General features: G+C 67.2%; 24 protein-coding genes. 10 read left to right on the top strand and 14 right to left on the bottom strand.

Translation table 11 applies throughout. The features are described from left to right. Positions 1-55: 55 nt before the first annotated feature. A complete protein-coding gene (locus tag ACWGCN_RS16650; protein WP_452457306.1) occupies positions 56-1,333 on the bottom strand; it encodes an MFS transporter in 1,278 nt (425 codons plus the stop codon). 60 nt (positions 1,334-1,393) lie between these two features. Then, complete coding sequence (locus tag ACWGCN_RS16645; RefSeq protein WP_452457307.1) at positions 1,394-1,906, bottom strand: Lrp/AsnC family transcriptional regulator; 513 nt, start codon at positions 1,904-1,906, stop codon at positions 1,394-1,396. 120 nt (positions 1,907-2,026) lie between these two features. On the opposite strand from ACWGCN_RS16645, the gene ald reads away from it, so the two are divergent. Beyond that, on the top strand, positions 2,027-3,130 hold the full coding sequence (gene ald, locus ACWGCN_RS16640) for an alanine dehydrogenase (RefSeq protein WP_452457308.1): 1,104 nt from the start codon (positions 2,027-2,029) through the stop codon (positions 3,128-3,130). 52 nt (positions 3,131-3,182) lie between these two features. Further along, positions 3,183-4,643, top strand: coding sequence for a phospholipase D-like domain-containing protein (locus ACWGCN_RS16635; protein ID WP_452457309.1), 1,461 nt, complete (start codon positions 3,183-3,185; stop codon positions 4,641-4,643). Between the two features lie 39 nt (positions 4,644-4,682). Here ACWGCN_RS16635 and ACWGCN_RS16630 read toward each other — a convergent pair whose 3' ends face one another. After that, on the bottom strand, positions 4,683-5,399 hold the full coding sequence (locus ACWGCN_RS16630) for an HD domain-containing protein (protein WP_452457310.1): 717 nt from the start codon (positions 5,397-5,399) through the stop codon (positions 4,683-4,685). Then, a complete protein-coding gene (locus ACWGCN_RS16625; protein WP_452457311.1) occupies positions 5,389-6,006 on the bottom strand; it encodes a TetR/AcrR family transcriptional regulator in 618 nt (205 codons plus the stop codon). The genes ACWGCN_RS16630 and ACWGCN_RS16625 overlap by 11 nt, the downstream gene beginning before the upstream one ends. 55 nt (positions 6,007-6,061) lie before the next feature. Between ACWGCN_RS16625 and ACWGCN_RS16620 the strand changes: the two genes are divergently transcribed. Beyond that, complete coding sequence (locus ACWGCN_RS16620; RefSeq protein ID WP_379312983.1) at positions 6,062-6,484, top strand: PaaI family thioesterase; 423 nt, start codon at positions 6,062-6,064, stop codon at positions 6,482-6,484. On the opposite strand, the gene ACWGCN_RS16615 is transcribed toward ACWGCN_RS16620, so the two are convergent. After that, the gene (locus tag ACWGCN_RS16615) at positions 6,469-7,386 is read right to left on the bottom strand and encodes an alpha/beta fold hydrolase (RefSeq protein ID WP_452457312.1); all 918 of its coding nucleotides are present in this window, start codon (positions 7,384-7,386) and stop codon (positions 6,469-6,471) included. The two genes, ACWGCN_RS16620 and ACWGCN_RS16615, sit on opposite strands and share 16 nt — an antisense overlap. A gap of 58 nt (positions 7,387-7,444) precedes the next feature. Between ACWGCN_RS16615 and ACWGCN_RS16610 the strand changes: the two genes are divergently transcribed. Next, on the top strand, positions 7,445-8,071 hold the full coding sequence (locus ACWGCN_RS16610; protein ID WP_452457313.1) for a winged helix-turn-helix transcriptional regulator: 627 nt from the start codon (positions 7,445-7,447) through the stop codon (positions 8,069-8,071). Positions 8,072-8,140: 69 nt separating this feature from the next. Further along, positions 8,141-9,205 carry a PQQ-dependent sugar dehydrogenase gene (locus ACWGCN_RS16605; RefSeq protein ID WP_452457314.1) on the top strand — a complete coding sequence of 355 codons (1,065 nt, stop codon included), beginning with the start codon at positions 8,141-8,143 and terminating at the stop codon, positions 9,203-9,205. A 30-nt stretch (positions 9,206-9,235) separates the two neighbouring features. On the opposite strand, the gene ACWGCN_RS16600 is transcribed toward ACWGCN_RS16605, so the two are convergent. Both ACWGCN_RS16600 and ACWGCN_RS16595 read right to left on the bottom strand, forming a co-directional pair. After that, positions 9,236-10,363: a metallophosphoesterase gene (locus tag ACWGCN_RS16600; protein WP_452457315.1), complete on the bottom strand. Its 1,128-nt coding sequence runs from the start codon at positions 10,361-10,363 to the stop codon at positions 9,236-9,238. A 75-nt stretch (positions 10,364-10,438) separates the two neighbouring features. Then, positions 10,439-11,275 carry an alpha/beta fold hydrolase gene (locus ACWGCN_RS16595; protein ID WP_452457316.1) on the bottom strand — a complete coding sequence of 279 codons (837 nt, stop codon included), beginning with the start codon at positions 11,273-11,275 and terminating at the stop codon, positions 10,439-10,441. Positions 11,276-11,394: 119 nt separating this feature from the next. Here ACWGCN_RS16595 and ACWGCN_RS16590 point away from each other — a divergent pair, with 119 nt between their 5' ends. Together ACWGCN_RS16590 and ACWGCN_RS16585 are read left to right on the top strand one after the other, a co-directional pair. Next, complete coding sequence (locus tag ACWGCN_RS16590; protein ID WP_452457317.1) at positions 11,395-12,090, top strand: LmeA family phospholipid-binding protein; 696 nt, start codon at positions 11,395-11,397, stop codon at positions 12,088-12,090. A gap of 175 nt (positions 12,091-12,265) precedes the next feature. Beyond that, entirely contained in the window at positions 12,266-13,507 is a 1,242-nt protein-coding gene (locus ACWGCN_RS16585) for a PE-PPE domain-containing protein (protein ID WP_452457318.1), read from the top strand. A gap of 32 nt (positions 13,508-13,539) precedes the next feature. On the opposite strand, the gene ACWGCN_RS16580 is transcribed toward ACWGCN_RS16585, so the two are convergent. Beyond that, positions 13,540-14,106 (bottom strand): TetR/AcrR family transcriptional regulator, encoded by a 567-nt coding sequence (locus ACWGCN_RS16580; protein WP_452448439.1) that lies wholly within the window; start codon positions 14,104-14,106, stop codon positions 13,540-13,542. Between the two features lie 89 nt (positions 14,107-14,195). Between ACWGCN_RS16580 and ACWGCN_RS16575 the strand changes: the two genes are divergently transcribed. Continuing rightward, the gene (locus ACWGCN_RS16575) at positions 14,196-14,657 is read left to right on the top strand and encodes a PaaI family thioesterase (RefSeq protein WP_378630826.1); all 462 of its coding nucleotides are present in this window, start codon (positions 14,196-14,198) and stop codon (positions 14,655-14,657) included. Between the two features lie 45 nt (positions 14,658-14,702). On the opposite strand, the gene ACWGCN_RS16570 is transcribed toward ACWGCN_RS16575, so the two are convergent. Beyond that, complete coding sequence (locus tag ACWGCN_RS16570) at positions 14,703-15,785, bottom strand: fatty acid desaturase family protein (RefSeq protein WP_452457319.1); 1,083 nt, start codon at positions 15,783-15,785, stop codon at positions 14,703-14,705. Positions 15,786-16,043: 258 nt separating this feature from the next. Between ACWGCN_RS16570 and ACWGCN_RS16565 the strand changes: the two genes are divergently transcribed. Continuing rightward, positions 16,044-16,304, top strand: a complete 261-nt coding sequence (locus ACWGCN_RS16565; protein ID WP_378989764.1) for a hypothetical protein — start codon at positions 16,044-16,046, stop codon at positions 16,302-16,304. Between the two features lies 1 nt (position 16,305). Here ACWGCN_RS16565 and ACWGCN_RS16560 read toward each other — a convergent pair whose 3' ends face one another. From ACWGCN_RS16560 to ACWGCN_RS16540, 5 genes are all read right to left on the bottom strand, one after another. Beyond that, positions 16,306-16,923 (bottom strand): hypothetical protein, encoded by a 618-nt coding sequence (locus ACWGCN_RS16560; RefSeq protein WP_378989763.1) that lies wholly within the window; start codon positions 16,921-16,923, stop codon positions 16,306-16,308. A 75-nt stretch (positions 16,924-16,998) separates the two neighbouring features. Beyond that, the gene (locus tag ACWGCN_RS16555; RefSeq protein WP_452457320.1) at positions 16,999-17,412 is read right to left on the bottom strand and encodes an arsenate reductase ArsC; all 414 of its coding nucleotides are present in this window, start codon (positions 17,410-17,412) and stop codon (positions 16,999-17,001) included. Between the two features lie 12 nt (positions 17,413-17,424). Then, on the bottom strand, positions 17,425-18,513 hold the full coding sequence (gene arsB / locus ACWGCN_RS16550) for an ACR3 family arsenite efflux transporter (RefSeq protein WP_452457321.1): 1,089 nt from the start codon (positions 18,511-18,513) through the stop codon (positions 17,425-17,427). Beyond that, positions 18,510-18,881, bottom strand: a complete 372-nt coding sequence (locus ACWGCN_RS16545) for an ArsR/SmtB family transcription factor (RefSeq protein ID WP_378989760.1) — start codon at positions 18,879-18,881, stop codon at positions 18,510-18,512. Before ACWGCN_RS16545 ends, arsB begins: the two co-directional genes overlap by 4 nt. A 73-nt stretch (positions 18,882-18,954) precedes the next feature. Further along, entirely contained in the window at positions 18,955-19,473 is a 519-nt protein-coding gene (locus tag ACWGCN_RS16540; RefSeq protein ID WP_378989758.1) for an ArsI/CadI family heavy metal resistance metalloenzyme, read from the bottom strand. A gap of 99 nt (positions 19,474-19,572) precedes the next feature. On the opposite strand from ACWGCN_RS16540, the gene ACWGCN_RS16535 reads away from it, so the two are divergent. Further along, positions 19,573-19,932: an Rv2640c family ArsR-like transcriptional regulator gene (locus tag ACWGCN_RS16535; RefSeq protein ID WP_378989757.1), complete on the top strand. Its 360-nt coding sequence runs from the start codon at positions 19,573-19,575 to the stop codon at positions 19,930-19,932. Positions 19,933-19,968: the final 36 nt, after the last annotated feature.

The raw sequence follows: 19,968 nt of genomic DNA, 5'->3' as shown, positions 1-19,968 counted from the left end.
GCGTCGATGGCAAGGCCGGGATTTCCGGTCGACCAGGTGGACCGCGTTCGCCGGGCTACCGGACGGCGCTGCGGTCGCCGTCGTGTCGTGGACTGTCCGTCGGCACGAGGGCTCGGTGCAGGCCGGTGGGACCGAGACCCCGCGACAGGCCGAGAATCATCGCGGCGCAACCGAGTCCGGAGAGGATGAGACCGGTGGCGAAGAGTGTGGGATATCCGGCCAGGTCGCCGATGAGACCCGCGGCCATCCCGGCTGTGCCTTGGACGACGACGATCGCGCAGGCGAGCAGGGTGTAGTCGCTGCCCGCGTGCTCGGATTCGGACGCATCCATCATCAGCGCGAAAACGGCGACGGTGGCGGCACCGCCGAAGATGTGTTCGGCCAGGCTTGCCGCGACCAGAAGTTCGAAGCCACCGAGGCCGAGGGAAGCGACCAGATACAGCGCAATGCTCGCGGTCTGGGTGACACCGCCGATCAGCAGCGCCTGCCGACGGCCGTAGCGGTAGGCCAGCCAGCCGCCCATGGCCGCGCCCGCCAGCGCACCCGCCGAGGACAGGACGCCTTTGATCAGCGCGATCTCGCTGAGGCCGAGTCCGGCGTCGGACAGGAAGGGACCGGTGAGCGCCGCGGCCATCGAGTCACCGAATTTGAAGGCGCCGATCAACGCGATGAAGGCCAGCATGCCGGGGCGGCGCAATCGGGTCCACCAGGCGCCGAGCAACCGCGCGGGCTTCGGTACCGGCAGCCGGTCCGCGACCCGCTCGCGCATCAGCCATACCGGCACCGTGGTGAGCACGATCAACGCCGCCATGGCCAGGAACAGTGCCCGCCACCCGGCCAGTGCGAACAACCACAGCAGGGCGCCACCGCCGACGATCATCCCGATGCGATAGGCACCGACCTGGATCCCGTTGCCCAGCCCACGCTCTCGCGGCCCGAGTAATCGCACGGCCACACCGTCGGTCGCCACGTCCTGGGTCGCCGACAGCAGATTCACCACCACGATGCCCGCGAACAACCATCGCAGCGAGGACGACAGATCCAGGCAGGCCAGCACCAGCGCGACCGCGGCCGACAGCAGTTGCAACACCAGCAGCCAGGTGCGCCGGGTGCCGTAGCGATCGACGTAGGGCGCCCAGAGAAACTTCAGCGCCCACGGCAGGAACAGCACCCCCGAGGCACTGATCGCCACCAGCGAATAGCCCGATTCGCGCAACACCACCGGCAGCGCCTGGGTGAAGAAGCCGAACGGCAGCCCCTGCGCGAAGTACAGCGACGACAACAGAACCAGCGTGCCTGCCGTGATCACACCCGGTCGGGTGGTGGTGCTCATGGGCACATCGTCGCAGAGAGTCCACGCGGGCACAGTGCACAGGCTCGGCGTGATCCGATCTCAGCGGGTGGGCGGTGGGCTGCGAATGTGTTCGAAGACCAAGCTCGTCTCGGTCGAGGCGAATTCGCGGGTCGCGCTGAGCTCCTGGGTGACGAACTCGCGCAACGCGTCCGGTGAGGCCGCCGACACCTGGATCAAGAAGTCGACCGTCCCGGCGAGGAAGTACACGTTCACCACACCCGGCAGCGCGGCGAGCTTGGCGCTGAGTTCACCGATTCGCGCCCGCGCCGCCGGCTGGACCTGGACCGAGATCATCGCCTGCAGGGGCAGCCCCAGCGCCTCCGGGGCGATGTCGGTGTAGAAGCCGCGGATCGCACCGAGTTCGCGGAGCCTGCGCAGCCGCAGCGAACAGGTCGACGCGGCGATGCCCACCCGGGCGGCCAGGACGTTGTTGGGTACGCGCGCGTCCTCGGCGAGTTCGGCGAGCAGCTGACGGTCGATGTCGTCCAGGCTCGACGGCGACCCCCGGAACGGCTGCACGGGGTGCGGTCGGGGTTGCCGTGGCGACGCCATCACCGCAGGATACTCAGCTCGGACGCACAATTCCGCTGATTGTGCAGAGTTTATCGCTGATTGCTGTGCTTATCGCTGATGCTCGTGTCAGAACCCGAACATCCTCGAGGAGGAGCTTCCATGCGCATCGGTGTCCCCAAGGAAGTCAAGAACAACGAGTTTCGTGTGGCGATCACACCGATCGGCGTGCACGAACTGGTGTCGAACGGTCACCACGTGATCATCGAAGCCGGGGCCGGGGTGGGATCGTCGATTCCCGACTCCGAATACCTCGCGGCCGGAGCACAGATCCTCGCCGCGGCCGACGACGTCTGGGCCGGGGCGGACCTCGTGTTGAAGGTCAAAGAGCCAGTCGCCCAGGAGTATCACCGCTTGCGCGCAGGACTCGCCCTGTTCACCTACCTGCATCTGGCCGCGGATCGGCCGTTGACCGAACAGCTACTGGCGCATCGGGTTACGGCCATCGCCTACGAGACCGTGCAACTGCCGTCCGGGGCGCTGCCGTTGCTGTATCCGATGTCGGAGGTCGCGGGCTGTCTGGCGCCGCAGGTCGGCGCGCACGCGTTGATGAAGCCCTACGGTGGTCGCGGAGTGCTGCTCGGCGGTGTCGGCGGTGTCGACCAGGCCAAGGTGGTCATCATCGGGGCGGGCGTCGCGGGCCAGAACGCGGCCAACATCGCCTTGGGTATGGGCGCGGACGTGACCCTGCTCGACACCGATCTCGACAAGTTGCGGATGTCGTTCTGGCGCTACAACAACCGTGTGCGCGGCCTGGCGTCGTCGAAGCTGGCGATCGCCGAGCAGGTCCGCGCGGCGGACATGGTGATCGGCGCTGTGCTGATCCCCGGCGCCGCCGCCCCGAAGCTGGTGAGCAACGACCTCGTCGCGCAGATGAAACCGGGTTCGGTGCTGGTCGATATCGCGGTCGATCAGGGCGGCTGCTTCGAAGACACCCACCCCACCACCCACGCGGAACCGACCTATCCGGTCCACGAAACGACGTTCTATTGCGTGGCGAACATGCCGGGCTCGGTACCGCACACCTCGACCTACGCACTCACCAACGCCACCCTGCCCTACGTGGTGGCCTTGGCCGACAAGGGCTGGGAACGCGCCTGCGCCGAAGATCCCGGTCTCGCGCTGGGCCTGAACACCCATGCGGGCAACCTCACCAACGCCGCGGTCGCCGCGGCCCACGACCTGGGGGTCCACGCAGTAGTGTAAATCGTTCACCTGCGGGGACGGGTGGCCGGACGGACGAAAGAACTGACTACCCATGCGCGACGAGCAACCGATCCTTTCTCCCGGCGAAACCTGTTGGCAGATCGCCGAGGCGGACCGGCTGGCATGCATCGTCGACGCGGCGGACTACTTCCGCCATGCCAAGTCGGCGATGTTGCAAGCCCGCAAGCGCATCGTGCTGATCGGCTGGGATTTCGACACCCGGATCAAATTCGAGCCACACGGCAAGACCCTCGAAGGACCAGAGCGGCTGGGCAAATTCCTGTCCTGGCTGCCACGGCATCGCCCGGACCTCGAGATCTATCTGCTGAAGTGGAACATCGGCGCGTTCACCGCGATGAGCCGCGGGATGACACCGATCTTCGTCGTCAACTGGCTGACCGACCGTCGGCTGCACTTCGAAATGGACGCCGCGCACCCGATCGGGTCGGCACATCATCAAAAGATCGTGGTGATCGATGACCGGCTCGCGTTCTGCGGCGGCATCGACATGACTGTCGATCGCTGGGACACCAGCGACCACCGCGACGACAACGGTTTCCGGACCGCGCCGAACGGCAACCGCTACGGTCCCTGGCACGACGCGACCACCGCCGTCGACGGGGACGCGGCGAAAGCCATCGGCGAGCTGGCTCGTGCCAGATGGAAAGCGGCCACCGGCCGGGAACTGGACCCGCTCGGCGAGATCGCCGGGGACACTCCGTGGCCGCAGGGCCTGGAACCGACGATGCGGTCGGTCGATGTCGGTATCGCGCGGACGCTGCCCGAACTCGCCGACCGCGCCGAAGTTCGTGAGATCGAGGCGCTGTATCTGGCGGCGATCGCGGGCGCCACCAGGTCGCTCTACATCGAAAGCCAGTACCTCGCCTCGCGCACGCTCGCAGAGGCGATCGCGACCCGCCTGCGCGAGCGCAACGGCCCGGAGGTCGTGCTGGTACTGCCCCGCAACGCCGACGGCTGGCTCGAGCAACAGGCCATGGATGGAGCCCGCCGCCGCCTGCTGCACCTGCTGTGGAAGGCCGACACCGAGAATCGGCTCGGCGTCTACTATCCCGTCACCGCCGCCGGTGCGCCCATTTATGTCCATGCCAAGGTGTTGGTGATGGACGACCGCCTGCTGCGGGTGGGATCGTCGAATCTCAACAACCGTTCGATGGGATTCGACACCGAATGCGATCTGGCCGTCGAGGTCACCCCTGCCACCGCAGACGGTGAGCAACTGCGCGAGACCATCCTCGGCATCCGGCGCACGCTGCTGTGCGAACATCTCGACGCCGAACCCGCGAAGTTCGACGCCACGCTCGCCGAGACATCCTCGCTGGTGCGCACCGTCGAGGCACTGCGCGGCGACGGCCGGACCCTGAAACGATTCGAGCCGGCGACCGTCGAGAACGAGGACAGTCCCCTGGCCGAGAACGACTTGATGGATCCCGAGCGAACCCCGACGCGACTGTGGGACAGCCTGTTTCCGGCCCGGGGTGTCCGCACCGACTGATTCGGGTTTCCTGATCGCTGCCTGCCCCCTCGACCGCCGTCAGCGATCGAGGGGATTCAGCGCGATGGCGATCGGCATTCCCGCCCACCACAGTGTCGCCGCTGTCGAGCGTGGGCGGACGCGCGCTTCGTAGCGCATCGCGGCGGCGAACTCGCTACTGAATCCGTCGCGTCCGTGGCGGGCGTGGATTTCGGCGATCTGACCGGGATCGAGGTGGTGGGCGCGCAGCCCGACGACGTCCAGGTGGGCGGCGTCGTGCAGCAACCTCGCTTCGGCGCCGTCGTCGCGCGGAGTGCGCGGATCCATGTGCCGGGCGATGGCGGTATGGACGCACTGGCCCAGCTCGGGGGTAGCGCCCCGGTCGGTGACGAACGCGCGAGCCCGGTTGGCGCCGAGCAGGGCGAAACACCCTGTCGTCGCATCGTCGGGCGCACCCACTCCGACATCGTGCAGGACGCATGCGAGGTAGAGCGCCTCAGGATCGGGCGCGAGATCGTCCACTTGCGCCAAGGCCGTACCGAATTCCCAGCATCGCAGACTGTGCGCGAGCAGCGCCGGAGTGAGCACTTCCGTCGCCTCGTCCAGCGCGGAGCGACACAGCCGCGAATCCGGCGGTACCGGAACAGGCCACCCCGAAACGTCGCCGCCGCGACGCAGCCCGCGAACGAGATGGGGCAGGGCCATGGTCTGCGCGACCGATGCCGCACTCACAGTACGGATCTGCTGCCGTCGGCTGAGTTCGCCGTCACGCTTCATCGGGGCCGCCCACATGGGAAAGTAGATCGGCTCGGGCGATACCGAGCATGACATCCAGGGTCGATAGGTCGACCATCCGTCGCTGGAACAACGAGTAGGCACCGTTCACCGCCGCCCACGAAACCAGCACCAGCGCACGGGCGTCGACATCGCATCCCCCGCGCCGCACTGCGGCGGCGAAGGATTCGACCAACCCGCCCAGCACACCGTCGATCTGCGTCTTGGCTTTCGCCGCCAGTTCGGATTCGCTGATATCGACGTCGGTCAGCGCCAGAATGCGCAGCGCGAGCGGGTTCTCCCGATGGAACGCGACGTAGCGGTCGAAGACGGCGGCCACTTCGTCGCGCGGGATCGGCTCGTCGCCGGTCGGTGCGGACATCGCCTCCGCATGGCGGGTCGCGATGCGCCACGCCAGCGCGGCGTACACATCGGCCTTGCCCGCACGGAAGTTGGCGTAGATCGAACTGACCGCGACGTCGGCCTCACCGGCGAGCATGTCGATGGTGGTGCCGCGGTAGCCCTCTCGCTGGAACAGGATCTGCGCGGCATCGAGAACGGCGGTGTGTGTCCGGCGTTTTCGTCGGTCTGTCGGGGGTTCCAACGTCATACGAAATACCGTAGTCTCATTCCGATATCGTAGTCAACTTACGATAGGAGTCTCGATGATCACCTCCCCCCGCACCGGCAGCGAAGCAATGTCGCTGTTCCTGCCCCAATCCCCTTTCGTCCAGCACATGGGCATCGAGCTCATCGACATCGACGAAGGCCGGGCCCGCCTGCGCATGCCGTTCCGGGACGAACTCGTCACGGTCGGCGACATGGTTCACGGCGGCGCCCTCGCGAGCTGCATCGATATCGGCATCATGGCCGCGTCCTGGGCAGGCGCGCGCCTGCCCGAGCAGCTGCGCGGCGTCACCGTCTCGATGTCGATCGACTTCATCCAGCCCGCCCGCGCCGAAAGCATCGACATCATCGGCACCCGCCTGCGCGCGGGCCGCCGACTCAGCACCTGCCGGGTCGACATCGTCGCCACCGATGACGGTCGGTTGATCGCGGCGGGCGGCGGCACTTACAAAGTGGGCTGAATCGCCGTCCAGTCGCGGATCGCGGCGACGAACTCCTCGGGTGCGTCGGACTCGACGTAGGTGCCCGCACCCTCGACGATCACCGTCTTGTGGTCGGTGAACGTCGCTTCCAGACGCTCGCGCTCCTGCGCACGGAAGGCGATGTCGGCATCGCCCCACACGATCAGCGTCGGCAGATGAGCGACGTCGCCGAGCCCGGCCTCGACCTCGGCGAAGAAGTCCCGGCTCGCGAGAACCCGGCCGGGAAGCACGGCGCTGGCTTGGCGCCGCTCAGGGGTGCCGAGCGCCTGACGGTAATGCGTCATTTCGGCTGCGGTCGGCTTTCGCCGTCGATGGCCGGTGGGAATGAACCCGTTCACGAGGAGGTTGAGCCGCCGGACCAGGAAGCGGATCGCGGGGCCGCCGATGATGCGACCGAAGGCCTCGAAGTGGAGGACCCCGTTGACCGGCCAGGCCCAGGTGTTGGCGAGGACCAGCCGATCGAAGACGCCCGGCCGCCGCTGCGCGACCGCCAAGCCGATCATGCCGCCCCAGTCCTGCCCGACCATGGTGACTCCCTCGAGGCCGAGCGCGTCGACGAACCCGGCGACCACCGCTGCGTGTTCCTCGGGCAGGAAGCGGTAGCCGGGCCGCGGCGAGGACAGCCCGAATCCCGGGTAGTCGAGTGCGACGCAACGGAAGTCGGCGCGCAGTGCGCCGATCACGTCGCGCCACAGGAACGACCAGGTCGGATTGCCGTGCAGGAGCAGCAGAGTGGGGCCTGACCCCTCGTCGACGTAGTGCACGGTGTGCCCGTCGATCTCGACGAATCGACTCTCGAACGGGAACAGTTCGTCGTCGACCCAACCGGGCCGCACGCGCTTGGTGGTGTCGACCATGGTGGCCCCCTCAGGGCTCGGCATCAGGGTATACTTGAGGATCTCACGTGCACTTGAGAAGATCAAGCGATGGTAGGAAACGATGCGTAGCTACGGTCAGTACTGCGGGCTCGCCCGATCCCTCGAAGTCGTCGGTGACCGGTGGAACCTGCTCATCGTCCGCGAGCTTCTCCTTGCCCCCGCTCGCTACCGGGACCTGATCGAGGGCCTGCCCGGCATCGCGACCAACCTGCTCGCCGACCGGCTTCGCGACCTCGAGGCCTCGGGTGTGGTCGAGCGGCGACTGACCGGCGAGGGCAGCGTGGTCGAGTACGCCCTGACGCCGTGGGGTGCCGAGCTGCGCCGACCGATCGAGAGCCTGATTCGCTGGTCCACACCGTTGATGGTTCGTGGTCCCGCCGACGGTGACGCCTTCCGCCCCGGATGGCTCGCCCTCGCCGTCCCCGCCTTGCTCGACGCCCGTATCGAGGTTCTTCCGTCGGCGACAGTCGGTCTCGAGATCGGCGACTCACTCTTCCAGCTCCGCGCGTCGCGCTCGGGCTTCGAGGTCGGCGCGCATGACGGCCGCGCACTCGACGCCACTGTCCGCGCTGACCCCGGCTACATCCTCGGCCTCGCCGCCGGCGCGATCACTCTCAGCGATGCCCTCGCGCTCGGATTGGTCGCGATCGATGGCGACGAGTCCGTTGTGCGCGCTGTCTTCGCCTGATGCGGTCACCGGTTTCAGGCGCTCGCCACACCTGGTAGGCGATCGAACGGCGGGTTTAGTCTCGAAGACATGGAGTTCCGCACCAGAGCGTGTCTCGTGGCGTTCGGCTCGGCCATCGCTCTGCTGTGCGGCTGCGCCCCCAGCGAGCGGGCCGAGCAGGCAACCACCCGGACCGGCGCGTCCGGCCCCGACACCACCGTCACCGAGGAGCTCGACGCCCCGTGGTCGATCGCCTTCCACGGCTCGACCGCACTGGTGAGCGAACGTGACAGCGCCCGTATCCTCGAAATCGGTACCGACGGAGCACAATACGAGGTGGGGGTCATCGAGGACGTCGAGCCGTCCGGCGAGGGCGGTCTGCTCGGCATCGCGGTGCGCGAGGGGCACCTGTTCGCCTACTACACCACCGCCGACGACAATCGCATCGAACGATTCGACCTCACCGGGCAGCCCGGCAACCTCGGACTGGGCAGCGGCACACCGATTCTCACCGGCCTACCCGCCGCCACCAACCACAACGGCGGCCGGATCGCCTTCGGACCCGACGGAATGCTGTATGCCACCGTCGGCGACGCGGGTAATCGCCGAACGGCCCAGGATCGCGCGTCCCTCGGCGGAAAGATCCTGCGCATGACACCGGACGGGCGGGCACCCGCCGACAACCCTCTGCCGGAGTCACTCGTCTACAGCTACGGCCACCGGAACCCGCAGGGCATCACCTGGGCGCCGGACGGGCGGATGCTCGCCAGTGAATTCGGCCAGAACACCTTGGACGAACTCAATCTCATCCAACCCGGCGGAAATTACGGGTGGCCCGAGGTCGAAGGCATCGCGGGGCGGGCGGGTTTCCTCGACCCTGTGCAGCAGTGGAAACCGTCCGAGGCCAGCCCGAGCGGGATGACGACTGTCGACGGGTCCGTCTACCTCGCGAATCTGCGCGGTGAGCGACTGCGCCGAATCCCGCTCGACGACCTCGCCCACTCGACCGAGCTCCTCGTCGGCGAGTACGGACGCCTTCGCGATGTCGCCGTCGCGCCGGACGGGTCCCTGTGGCTGCTGACGAACAACACCGACGGCCGCGGTGATCCCACCGACAGGGACGACCGCATCGTCCGGCTCGGACTCGGCACCTGAACGCGGCGAAACATCCTGTGCCGCAGGCGTTCACCGCTGGGGATGCAGCACCAGCACGGTGATCTCACTCGGTGCGAACACCCGCATCGGCGGACCCCAGTAGCCGGTGCCGCGGCTGGTGTAGAGCTGGGTGTTCGCGTGCCTGCTCAAGCCGGAGACGACCGGCTGATCGAGTCGGACCAGATAGTGGAACGGCCAGATCTGACCGCCGTGGGTGTGCCCGGAGATCTGCAGTTCCACCCCGGCCGCGGCACTGTCGGTGACCTGTGCGGGCTGGTGGGCCAGCAGGACGACCGGTGCGGCGGGGTCGGTGCCCGCGAGCGCGGCGGGCAGGTCGGGACCGTGTCCGGGCACATCGGCGGTGGGGTCGTCGATACCGGCGACAACCAACCGGTCACCGTCGCGGTCGATGGTCCGGTGCGCGTTGTGCAGCGGCTGCCAGCCGATGCCGGCCATGTAGTCGATCCAGCTCTGGGCGTCGTCGAGGTACTCGTGATTGCCGGTGATGTAGAACCGGCCGAGCGGCGCTTCGACGTCGGCGAGCGGGGCGACCTGATCGCGGCGCTGCTCCACCGAACCGTCGACGAGATCCCCGGCCAGCCCCACGATGTCGGGCCGCTGCGCATTCACCACGTCGACGACTTCTCGCGACCATCCCTCCCGGTCGATCGCGGCGAAGTGAGTATCGGTGAGCACCACGACCCGCAGCCCGTCGAGTCCCTCGGCCAAGCCCGGGATCGCGATGTCGACGGTCCGAACCTGCGGCACCCGCCGCGCCTCGTACACCCCGTACCCCGTGAGCACCGCCGACACCACCACCACACCCAGAGCCACCCCTTGGGTAACGCGCATCCCGGTGACCCCGGCAACACGCAGCGCGCCCCGGACAACCGACCCGATCACCGACCAGACGAACACCACCCACAACACCCCGAGCAGCACGTCACCGGCAATCGCCGCCGGGTCGAACTGCGGCGGACCGTGCCCGAAGAACATGGCGACAGGCAGACCGACGAAGCCGGCAACGCAGACCCCGGTCCCGACCCGATACCGCAACCCACTGCGCCCGGTCGGCGCGGCAACCAGCACCCACCACGGCACCGCGAACATCACCGCCGCCACCAACACGATCACTATCAGCACTACAGCGGAGCTCACGAAGTCCCGTTCCACCCAGGGCCACCCCGTCCGGGCAGCACGCCACCCCAGATCATTTCAGTTCAGGTCGTCGCATCAGCCGGCACGGTCATCCGAACTCGTGAGGCGGTCGAGGATGTCCGCTATCTCGGTGGGGTGCAGGCGAATCCCCATGTGGCTGGTGTCGACCGTGTGGACGTCGAAAGGATTGGCGGGTGTGAGGGCGTCGGCTTCGGCGATCATCTTGTCCTGCATTTCGGGTGGGATCGCCCGGTCCCGGGACAGCCGGATATAGGTGCGTGGGATCTTTCCCCAGGTGGTGGCGTGCACGCGCGAATCGGCGGTCAGTACAGAGGGGGAATCCGCCGGTTCCAGCAGGTTCAGGCAGGCGCGGAATTGCTCGTCGGTGGCGTCGGCCATCAGACCGTCCTTGAGCGCCGTCAGTGTGTCCGGGTCAGCCGTACGCCAGTTGACCGGGACGGTGGCCACGTCGTGGTGGCCGAGGGTTGCCAGATAGGCGGCCACGCTGGGGAGTTCGACGCAGCACCAGGCGGAGATGTAGACGACGCGGGCGAGCGCCTCGGGAATCGCGTTGCCGACAGCGCTGATCGTGGCGCCTCCACCGCTGGTCCCCACGAGCACGACCGGCCCGAACACCCCGGCTCTGCGAACGATGGTTTCGACGTGAGAAACGTTGTCCTGCAGTGTCACCGCAGCCGTCGGCGCCGGCAGTTCCGTGAATGCGGCGAGGTCCTGCGGGGCCTGGTAGGACATCGGGAAGTAGGCGTCGGCGCCGTGGCCCGGTAGGTCGACGGCGATCGCTCTGTGTCCACACAGTCCGAGTTCACGCAGGAGAGGTGTCCAGTATCCGGCGTTGCCGTGCGCGCCGTGCACGAACACGAATGTCGGTCGGCCATCCCACGGGCTCAGCAACTCGGCTCTCCTTCGGTGAACGCGGCAACCACCCACGGTAGAGGAATATCTGGCGGGTCGAGGGCAGCATTCGGCCGCGATCCACAGCATGATGGGGGGATGGCCGAGATGGTGAATGTATGCGTGCCCTGCTGATCCTGATCGTTGTGCTGGCGATCGGGCTGGTTGTGGGCGATCGGGTCGCAGTTGTGATGGCGCAGAACGAGATCGGACGCCAGGTTGCCGCCGAGTACGACCTTGCGGAGCGACCGGATGTCGAGATCGCCGGGTTTCCGTTCCTGACCCAGGCGGTCGCCGGTACCTATCCCGACATCGACATCCGGATCGGCGACTGGAGTGGGCACAACATTTCCGTCCACGATCTCGACGTCGCACTGACCGACGTCTCCGCACCGCTGGGCGACCTGATCAACAACCGCACGTCCGAACTTGTCGCGGCCACGGCGACCGCGACCGCGGTGGTCCCCTACGACGTCGTGCTGGGTTTCGCGCCGGCGGGCGTGGAGTCGATCTCCGACAGTCCGCAAGGGCTGCGCGTCACCGGGTCGTTCTCGGTGGCGGGGATCTCGGTGCCCGCGACGGTTTTCGTCACCGTCGCACCGACCGAGGCGGGCATCGAGGTCACCCCGGTGTCGGTCCAGGCGGCGGCAGGCGGACCGACGATCTCCCTGGCATTGCTGCGCCAATCGCTGACCTTCGTCGTGCCGCTGCAAGCACTGCCGCTCGGTGCCCGCCTGACCGCCATCCAACCGGGCGCCGACGGTCTACACGCGACCGCCGTAGCCCACGACGTGCGTTTCGACGATCTTCCGTAACACTCCTTGCCCGGTAGCACGGTCCGCCAGAATTGCCCTGACCTCGCACTTCCTCCCATCGAAGGGATAGTCAATGATGCAGGCGTCGAGAGCGCGAGTTGCCGATACACCGCCCGTCGCGACCGGATTCGGTGGTCACCGTCGACGGCGGTCGATGATCCGCGACGGCGCGTCTGTGGCAGTGCTGACGGCGCTGGGCGTGAGTTGGATCAAGGCACAGGCTTTCGGCACGGTGGCCTTGGCGACGACGGCGCTGATCGTTCCGGGAACCGGTACCAGCGACCCCGCGGTGGCGCACAACTTCGAAAGCAACGCGTACCAGAACTTCATCGATCCCGGCGCTCGCGGCTGCACCGACAACGAGTGTCCCGGCGTCGCCTTCGTTCCCGTCCCGTACGACGCGGCGCTGTGGCCGGTCATCTCGTCGAAAGGCCCGGACGCGTCGTCGGCGAAGTGGGACACCTCGGTGGCCGACGGTGTGGCGAACCTCGACGCGATCGCGACGCGAGTCATGGATTCGAATCCGGGCGGCACCGTTGTCATCTTCGGATACTCACAGGGCGCGACGGTGGCCAGCGCGGAGAAGGCTGCCTCGGCCGAGCTGTCGCAGACGGACAAGGACCGCCTGTCGTTCGTACTCATCGCGAATCCGAACCGGCCCAACGGGGGAATCATCGAACGGCCGGTGCGTTTCGGTCGGCTCCCGTTCGCCGACATCAGCTTCGGCCCACCCACCCCCACCGATACCGGCATCCGGACAACGGATATCGCGATGCAGTACGACGGCATCTCGGACTTTCCGGCGTATCCACTCAATGTGCTCGCCGACGCGAATGCCGTGCTGGGCACTGTCCTGATCCATCCGTCGTATCTGCAACCCAAGGGCAACGGCGCGGGCAGCCAACCCAAGGCGGGCGCGGCCGTCTACGGATACCCGGACCGCTCCGACTACATCGCGCAACAGAACTGCGCCGCGCATCCCGGAAACTGCCAGCACCACGGCGATACGACCTACATTTCGCTGCCCAACCCGCAGGGAACGCTGCCGCTGCTGTATCCGCTGCGTGCACTCGGGAAACACACCGACCACTCGGCGGTGACAGAACCCGCGGCCGCCCTGATGGAGCCCGCACTGCGGGTACTGATCGAAACGGGATACGACCGCGCGGACTACTCGACGCCTACGCCACTGCGGTTCGACCAGCCGGTGAACCCGGAGAAGACCGCTCAGCTGCCGGCCGATCTTCGGCTCGCCATCGAGCAGGGCATCGCCGACGCCGACGCGGTGATGGAGAACCCGGCACACCACGCCGACCGAACGCTGCCGCTGGAATCGGTACTGGCCAATGCCGAGGATCTGCTACCTCCGAACCCAGCGACGCCTCTCGTCCGCGCTCTCTTCACACCGACGGGCTAGCGCCACCGGTCTCAGGTCGACGCCGATCGGGTTCAGAGTTCGAGAAGTTTGACGAGGTTGATCCCCGCGTCGTCGAGCGGCTGAAGAGATTTCTCGCTGCGACCTCGAATGATCGCGCCTTGGATCGTGCTGACGATGACGCTACCGACCGACGCTGCCGCGGCGGAGTCCATGCCCGTCGAGATCAGCAAATCGGCCAGTCGACGGGTCCAGTCGGCGAAAACAGTGGCCGACGCCGCTTGCACGGCCGGCGAGTCGGCGCCGCTCTGCGCGGCGGCCACGATCGGGCAGCCTGCGGTGAACGACGACGTGTCGAGTACCCGCTTCCAGACGTCCACCAGTCCGAGAACGACCTGCGCCGGTGACGACGACGCAGCGACCAGCGCGTCGATCGTCGCACTGATCTGCTGCCCGGCATGCAGGGTCGCCTGCTCCATGAGTTCGTTCTTGCCGCCGGGGAAGTGCAGGTATATCGAGCCGCGGGCGGTCTTGCTGTGGGCGAGGAGCTCGGTCAGCCCGGTCGCGGCGACTCCGTGTTCCCGCATCATGATTATCGCGCTGCGGATGAGGCGTTCTCGTGGCCCCGCCACTGTGTTCATCGGCAACCCTTCCGCAATAGACCGATCAGTTCATCCTACGGTATCGTCGTCGACGATAGAACGATTGGTCTATCCACAGAGAGGGCACGATGACTACCGCAACGCACAACCCCGAAACCCCGGATTTCGCCACCATGAGCGGACTCGAACTGCTGCGCGCGGCGACCGCGATGCCCGATCGAGCCGGAATCGGCACGCTGCTCGGCATGACGGTCGAGGAACTCGAGTTCGGGCGGGTGTCGTTCAGCCTCGTCACGCGGCCCGATTTCGCCAACCCACTCGGCACCACCCACGGCGGTATCTGCGCGACCCTGCTGGACTCGGTGATGGGTTGCGCGGTTCATTCCGCACTGGATGCCGGGGTCGGATACGGCACGCTGGAGCTGAAGGTCAACTACATCCGATCTGTCCCGACCGACGGGCGCCGCCTCATCGGCACCGGCACGACGTTGCATGTCGGCCGCACCACGGCCACAGCCGAAGGCAAGGTGTTCGACGAGGCAGGCAAACTCGTCGCCCACGCCACCACCACCTGCATCATTCATCGCTGACCTCAGCCGGGGCGAACCCGATCACCAGCGTGACCGGGGCCGGATTCAGCGATCGCGGCGGAGCACGTCGGCATCCGGGGGCTCGGCGGCACGAAGGGGCGCGCCGACGTGGTGCAGGTGGGTCAGCGCCTCGCGGTACGAGGCGATCAGGCCGGTCTCGTGGTACGGCACGCCGATTTCGGCGCAGTAGTCGCGGACGATCACCTGGGCACGACGCAGGTTCGGCGTCGGCATGCTCGGGAACAGATGGTGTTCGATCTGATAGTTGAGCCCGCCGAGGGCGAGGTCGGTCACCACACCGCCGCGCACATTGCGGGAGGTCAGCACCTGACGACGGAGGTAGTCGGGGCGGTCGTCACCGGTCAAGGTCGGCATGCCCTTGTGGTTGGGGGCGAAGATGCAGCCCATGTACAGGCCGAACAGGCCCTGGTGGACGGCGAGGAACACGAGAGCTTTGTCGGCGGGCAGGACCGCGAACAGTGCGGTCAGGTAGAGGGCGAAGTGACCCAACAGCAGCGCGCCCTCCCAGCCGCGATGTTTGACCGAACGATTCTTTAGCGCCCGCACACCGGCCAGGTGCAGGTTGAGGCCCTCCAGCAACAGCAGGGGGAAGAACAGGAACGCCTGCGCCCGTCCGATGAGACGCGGCAGACCGCGGCTGGAACGTGCCTGCTGTTGTGACCAGACCAGGATGTCGGGTGCGACATCGGGGTCGAGTTCCTCGTGGTTCGGATTGGCGTGATGGCGGGTGTGCTTGTCCTGCCACCAGCCGTAGCCGAGGCCGATGCCGGCGTTGCCCGCGATCCTTCCCACGAGCTCGGTGGGCTGACGCAGCCGGAACACTTGCCGGTGGGCGACATCGTGCATCACCAGCGCGACCTGCGCGAACGTCACGGCCATGAACGCCGCGACCAGCAGGGTCCACCACGAGTCGCCGACGAGGACGAACGCCGCCCAGCCGCCCACGAACGCGGCCCCGACGAGACTCAGCCGCATCGCGTAGTAGACAGGGCGGCGGCGCAGCAGCCCCGCGTCGGAGATTCTGCGCAACAGGCGGGCGTAATCGCCGTCGGCGCGGCGCCGCGGCGACCGTGGAGGTGACTCGGGAACCAGAGCAGGTGTCGTCATCTCCCGAAGCTATCGACCGAATTCTCGTCGGCCGTAATCCCTTGGTATGACATCGAATCGGACTGCGGGGTGATATTCCGGACGCGCCCACGGGCCGAGGCGACCGAACGGTGACCCACAGACGCATCCGCGCCGCCCGAGCGGACGGCGCGGATTCGAGGGTTCAACCGTGACGCTTGCGGGTAAAGAAAGCTCGACACCGTTCGCGAATCCGGCGAACGGGGCGTCCTGGCGGACGTTCACAGGGTGGAGAAAAGCTTGCTGAAATTGATCGAGCTCATACGGAAACCGGCACAGGCGACAGTCCCGACCGAGCCCCCGACCGCGGCCGGGTCGCTACGGGCGGGCGACATCGTGCTCACCGCCAAGCGCAGCTACCGGGTGGTCAGCACCAGCTTCGCCGACGACGCCCGCCGCGCGGGCCGAGTGGTCGCCGACACCGTCGACCTGGTCACCGGACGCCTGCGCGTGCTCGACTTCCCGAGCGCCGACACGATGGTCACCGTCAAAACGGCCTAGCCTAGACCGGCCGATGCCGCACATCGGCGGGGTACGGCTGTCGAGGCGCGGCGTAACCGCCGGTGGCGGGTCCCTCTTTCTCGATCACACGACGCTGCTCGACACTGCGCGCGCGTTCAGCGAACGCGATGTCTCTGGTGCTGAGCACCGATAGCCGGCCCAGCGAGCTCGCGGCGAAGAACAGGATCAGCGCGCCGAGTCCGTAGAAGAACGTCAGCTGCAGCAGCGCGCGCTTCAGATCCGAGGTGGCGACCGGTTCGCCGATGTCCCCGAGACGCAGCAGATCGGCCAGGAACGGCCCGATCACGAACCACGCGCCTGCCGCGACCGACAGCCAGCCACCGAAACTCGCGACCACCCGGTTCCTGCTCATCAGCATGAGCAGTCCACCGACGATCGCGACAACGCCCGGCAGGACCTGCAGCCAGCCGCGGGCCGAGGTCCAGACCCACGGCTCGTCGGGGGTGTACGCGAAATCGAAGTACGGCCCGACGAACGGGATGAGTGCGCCCCAGATGCCGAGGAGCAGCACCGCGAGCCCGCCCAGCGCGCCCCGGCTACGCGGAATACGCAATCGCCCGACGGTCCCGGTCGACACTTTCTCGTCGTGATCCACCATGACGCCTCCGATCATCGAGAACAGAAGTACGAAGCGCTTACCCCGACCGGGACCGAATACGCACCGGGGCCGAAATCACCGCATGGTCTGTGGCAACAACTCCCCGATCAGGGCTTGCACGCGGGACTTGATCTCGTCGCGAATCGGGCGGACCGCATCGACGCCCTTGCCCGCGGGGTCGTCCAGGACCCAATCCCGGTAGCTCACGCCGGGGTACCAAGGGCAGGTGTCGCCGCAGCCCATGGTGATCACGACGTCGGAGGTTTCCACCGCGTCGGAGGTCAGGATCTTCGGGGTCTGGTCGGCGATATCGATGCCGAGTTCGGCCATCGCGGCGACCGCGGACGGATTGATCGTGTCGGCGGGCGTGCTACCCGCCGACCGAACCTCGATCGCGTCACCGGCGAGATGGGCGAGGAATCCGGCGGCCATCTGGGAGCGACCCGCGTTGTGCACGCAGACGAACAACACGCTGGGCTTGGTAGTCATGGGTGGTGCCTTTCAGCTGGCCGAGGCCGGCGAAGTGTGGGTGGTGGGCTCGAATCGTTTGCGCAAGGCCAGGGAGACATAGACCAAGCCGACCAGGACAGGGACCTCGATCAGCGGACCGACGACCCCGGCGAGCGCCTGGCCGGAGGTGACGCCGTAGGTGGCGATCGCGACGGCGATGGCCAGTTCGAAGTTGTTGCCCGCGGCGGTGAAGGCGAGGGTGGTGGTGCGTTCATAGCCGAGGCCGAGGGCCGCGCCCATGGCATAGCCGCCGCCCCACATGATCGCGAAGTAGGCCAGCAGGGGGATCGCGATGCGGACGACGTCGAGTGGATGGGAGGTGATCTGGTCGCCCTGCAGAGCGAACAGGATCACGATGGTGAACAGCAGCCCGTAGAGCGCCCAGGGCCCGATCCTGGGCAGGAATGTCGACTCGTACCAGTCGCGGCCCTTGGCGCGTTCGCCGAGACGGCGGGTGAGGAACCCGGCCAGTAGCGGGATTCCCAGGAAGATCAGCACCGATTTCGCGATCTGCCAGGGGGAGACGTCGATGGTGGTTTGTTCCAGGCCGAGCCAGCCGGGTAGGACCGCGAGGTAGAACCAGCCGAGCACGGCGAACATGAAGACCTGGAAGACCGAGTTCAGCGCGACGAGGACGGCGGCGGCTTCGCGATCACCGCGGGCGAGGTCGTTCCAGATGATGACCATGGCGATGCAGCGGGCCAGGCCGACGATGATCAAGCCGGTGCGGTATTCGGGCAGGTCGGGCAGGAACAGCCAGGCCAGGGCGAACATCAGCGCTGGGCCCAGGATCCAGTTCAGCACCAGCGAGCTGATCAGGAGTTTGCGGTCGCCGGTGACGGCGTCGAGGCGGTCGTAGCGGACCTTCGCCAGCACCGGATACATCATGATCAACAGCCCGATCGCGATCGGCAACGAGATACCGTCGATCTCCACGGCGCTCAGCGTGTCGCCCAGACCGGGAATCATGTGTCCGAGTAGCAGTCCGGCAGCCATCGCGACGCCGATCCAGACCGGCAGGAACCGGTCCAGCGTCGAGAGTTTTCCCACGACGGCCGGGTGGTCGGTGGTGGTGCTCACGCGGTCACCGCTCCGGCCTCGGTCGCGAGCACGTCCGACAGCCGCGCCAGCGCGTGCGGGACGACCCGGTAGTACACCCAGGACGCGCGGCGTTCGCTGGTGAGCAATCCGGCCTCGCGCAGCACCTTGAGGTGGTGGGAGATGGTCGGCTGGGTGACGTCGATACCGGTCGACAGGTCGCACACACAGGCCTCACCGCCTGCTCGGGACGCGATCGCCGAGAGCAGCCGCAGCCGGACCGGGTCGGCGAGTGCCTTGAACAGCACGGCCAGTTCGGCGGCGGTCTCGCCGCTCATCGGTGGGCGGGTGCGAGGTGTGGCCTCACACGAGGGTGAGGCCACACTCAGCGGCAAGTCTTGATTCGACATATGTCGATATTGATCGATATCGAATCAAGAAAGCAAGCGAACGTCGAGTGAACTCGCTCGCTCTCGGATCGGGTCAGCCGCAGCAGCTCGCCCCGGAGGCCACGGCCTTCGTTTTGGCCTCGGTTCCGCAGCAGGCACCGTCAGCTTCGGCTTCGGCGGCGGTTCCACAGCAGACGTCGACTGCTTCGGCGTCGGTAAGGCCGAGTTCGGGCGCGGTGCCGAAGGTTTCGCTGTCGGCCAGCACCGTGTAGACCTCCCACCGCTCAGCGCCCGGCCCGGTCACCCACACCTTGTCCTGGGTGGCGAAGCAACAGGTGGTCGCGATCTGCTCCTCGGTGAACAGGCCCGCGGCGGAGAGCCGGGCGATCTCGCCGCGCACCTGCTCGGAGGTGTCGACCTCGACGCCGAGGTGGTTGATGGACCCGCCCTGACCCGCGTTCTCGATCAGTACGAGCTTGAGCGGGGGCTCGGCGATCGCGAAGTTGGCGTAGCCGGGCTTGCGCTTGGCAGGTTCGGTGCCGAACAGGGTCGAGTAGAACCGCACGGCGGTGTCGAGGTCGTCGACGTTGAGGGCCAGCTGGATACGAGACATGATCGAACCTCCACTTGTGTGACATATATCGAAGAACTTGTGGTGCCGAGTCTGCTCACCTTTTCGACATATGTCAATACCGCGGGTAGGGTCGATTTCATGCCCAAGGCGCTCCCCGTGATCGACATGTCCACCCCCGTCTGCTGCGCCCCCGTCGCGGCGGGGCCCGTCGATGACGCCGCCGCACTGGAGGTGGCGTTGCGACTCAAGGCGATCGCCGACCCGGCCAGGGTCAAATTGCTGTCGCTGCTGCTGACCAGCCCGCTCGGCGAGGAGAACGGCGGCGATCTCGCCGCCGCGGTCGGCCTGAGCGAGTCCACGGTCTCGCATCATCTCGGCCAGTTACGCAAGGCCGGCCTGGTGGAGTCCGAGCGGCGCGGGATGAACACGATTCACCGCGCCCGCCGCGACGCACTGTCCGCGCTGTGCACGGTCCTGGATCCGAACTGCTGCACTTAGTTCGTCGCGCAGCGCACCGCCACGGGCACGTCCGGC

It is taken from the genome of Nocardia sp. NPDC055050 (assembly GCF_053608345.1).
Note: the sequence above shows the minus strand (reverse complement) of the source record. Positions and strands in the feature narration are given on the sequence as shown.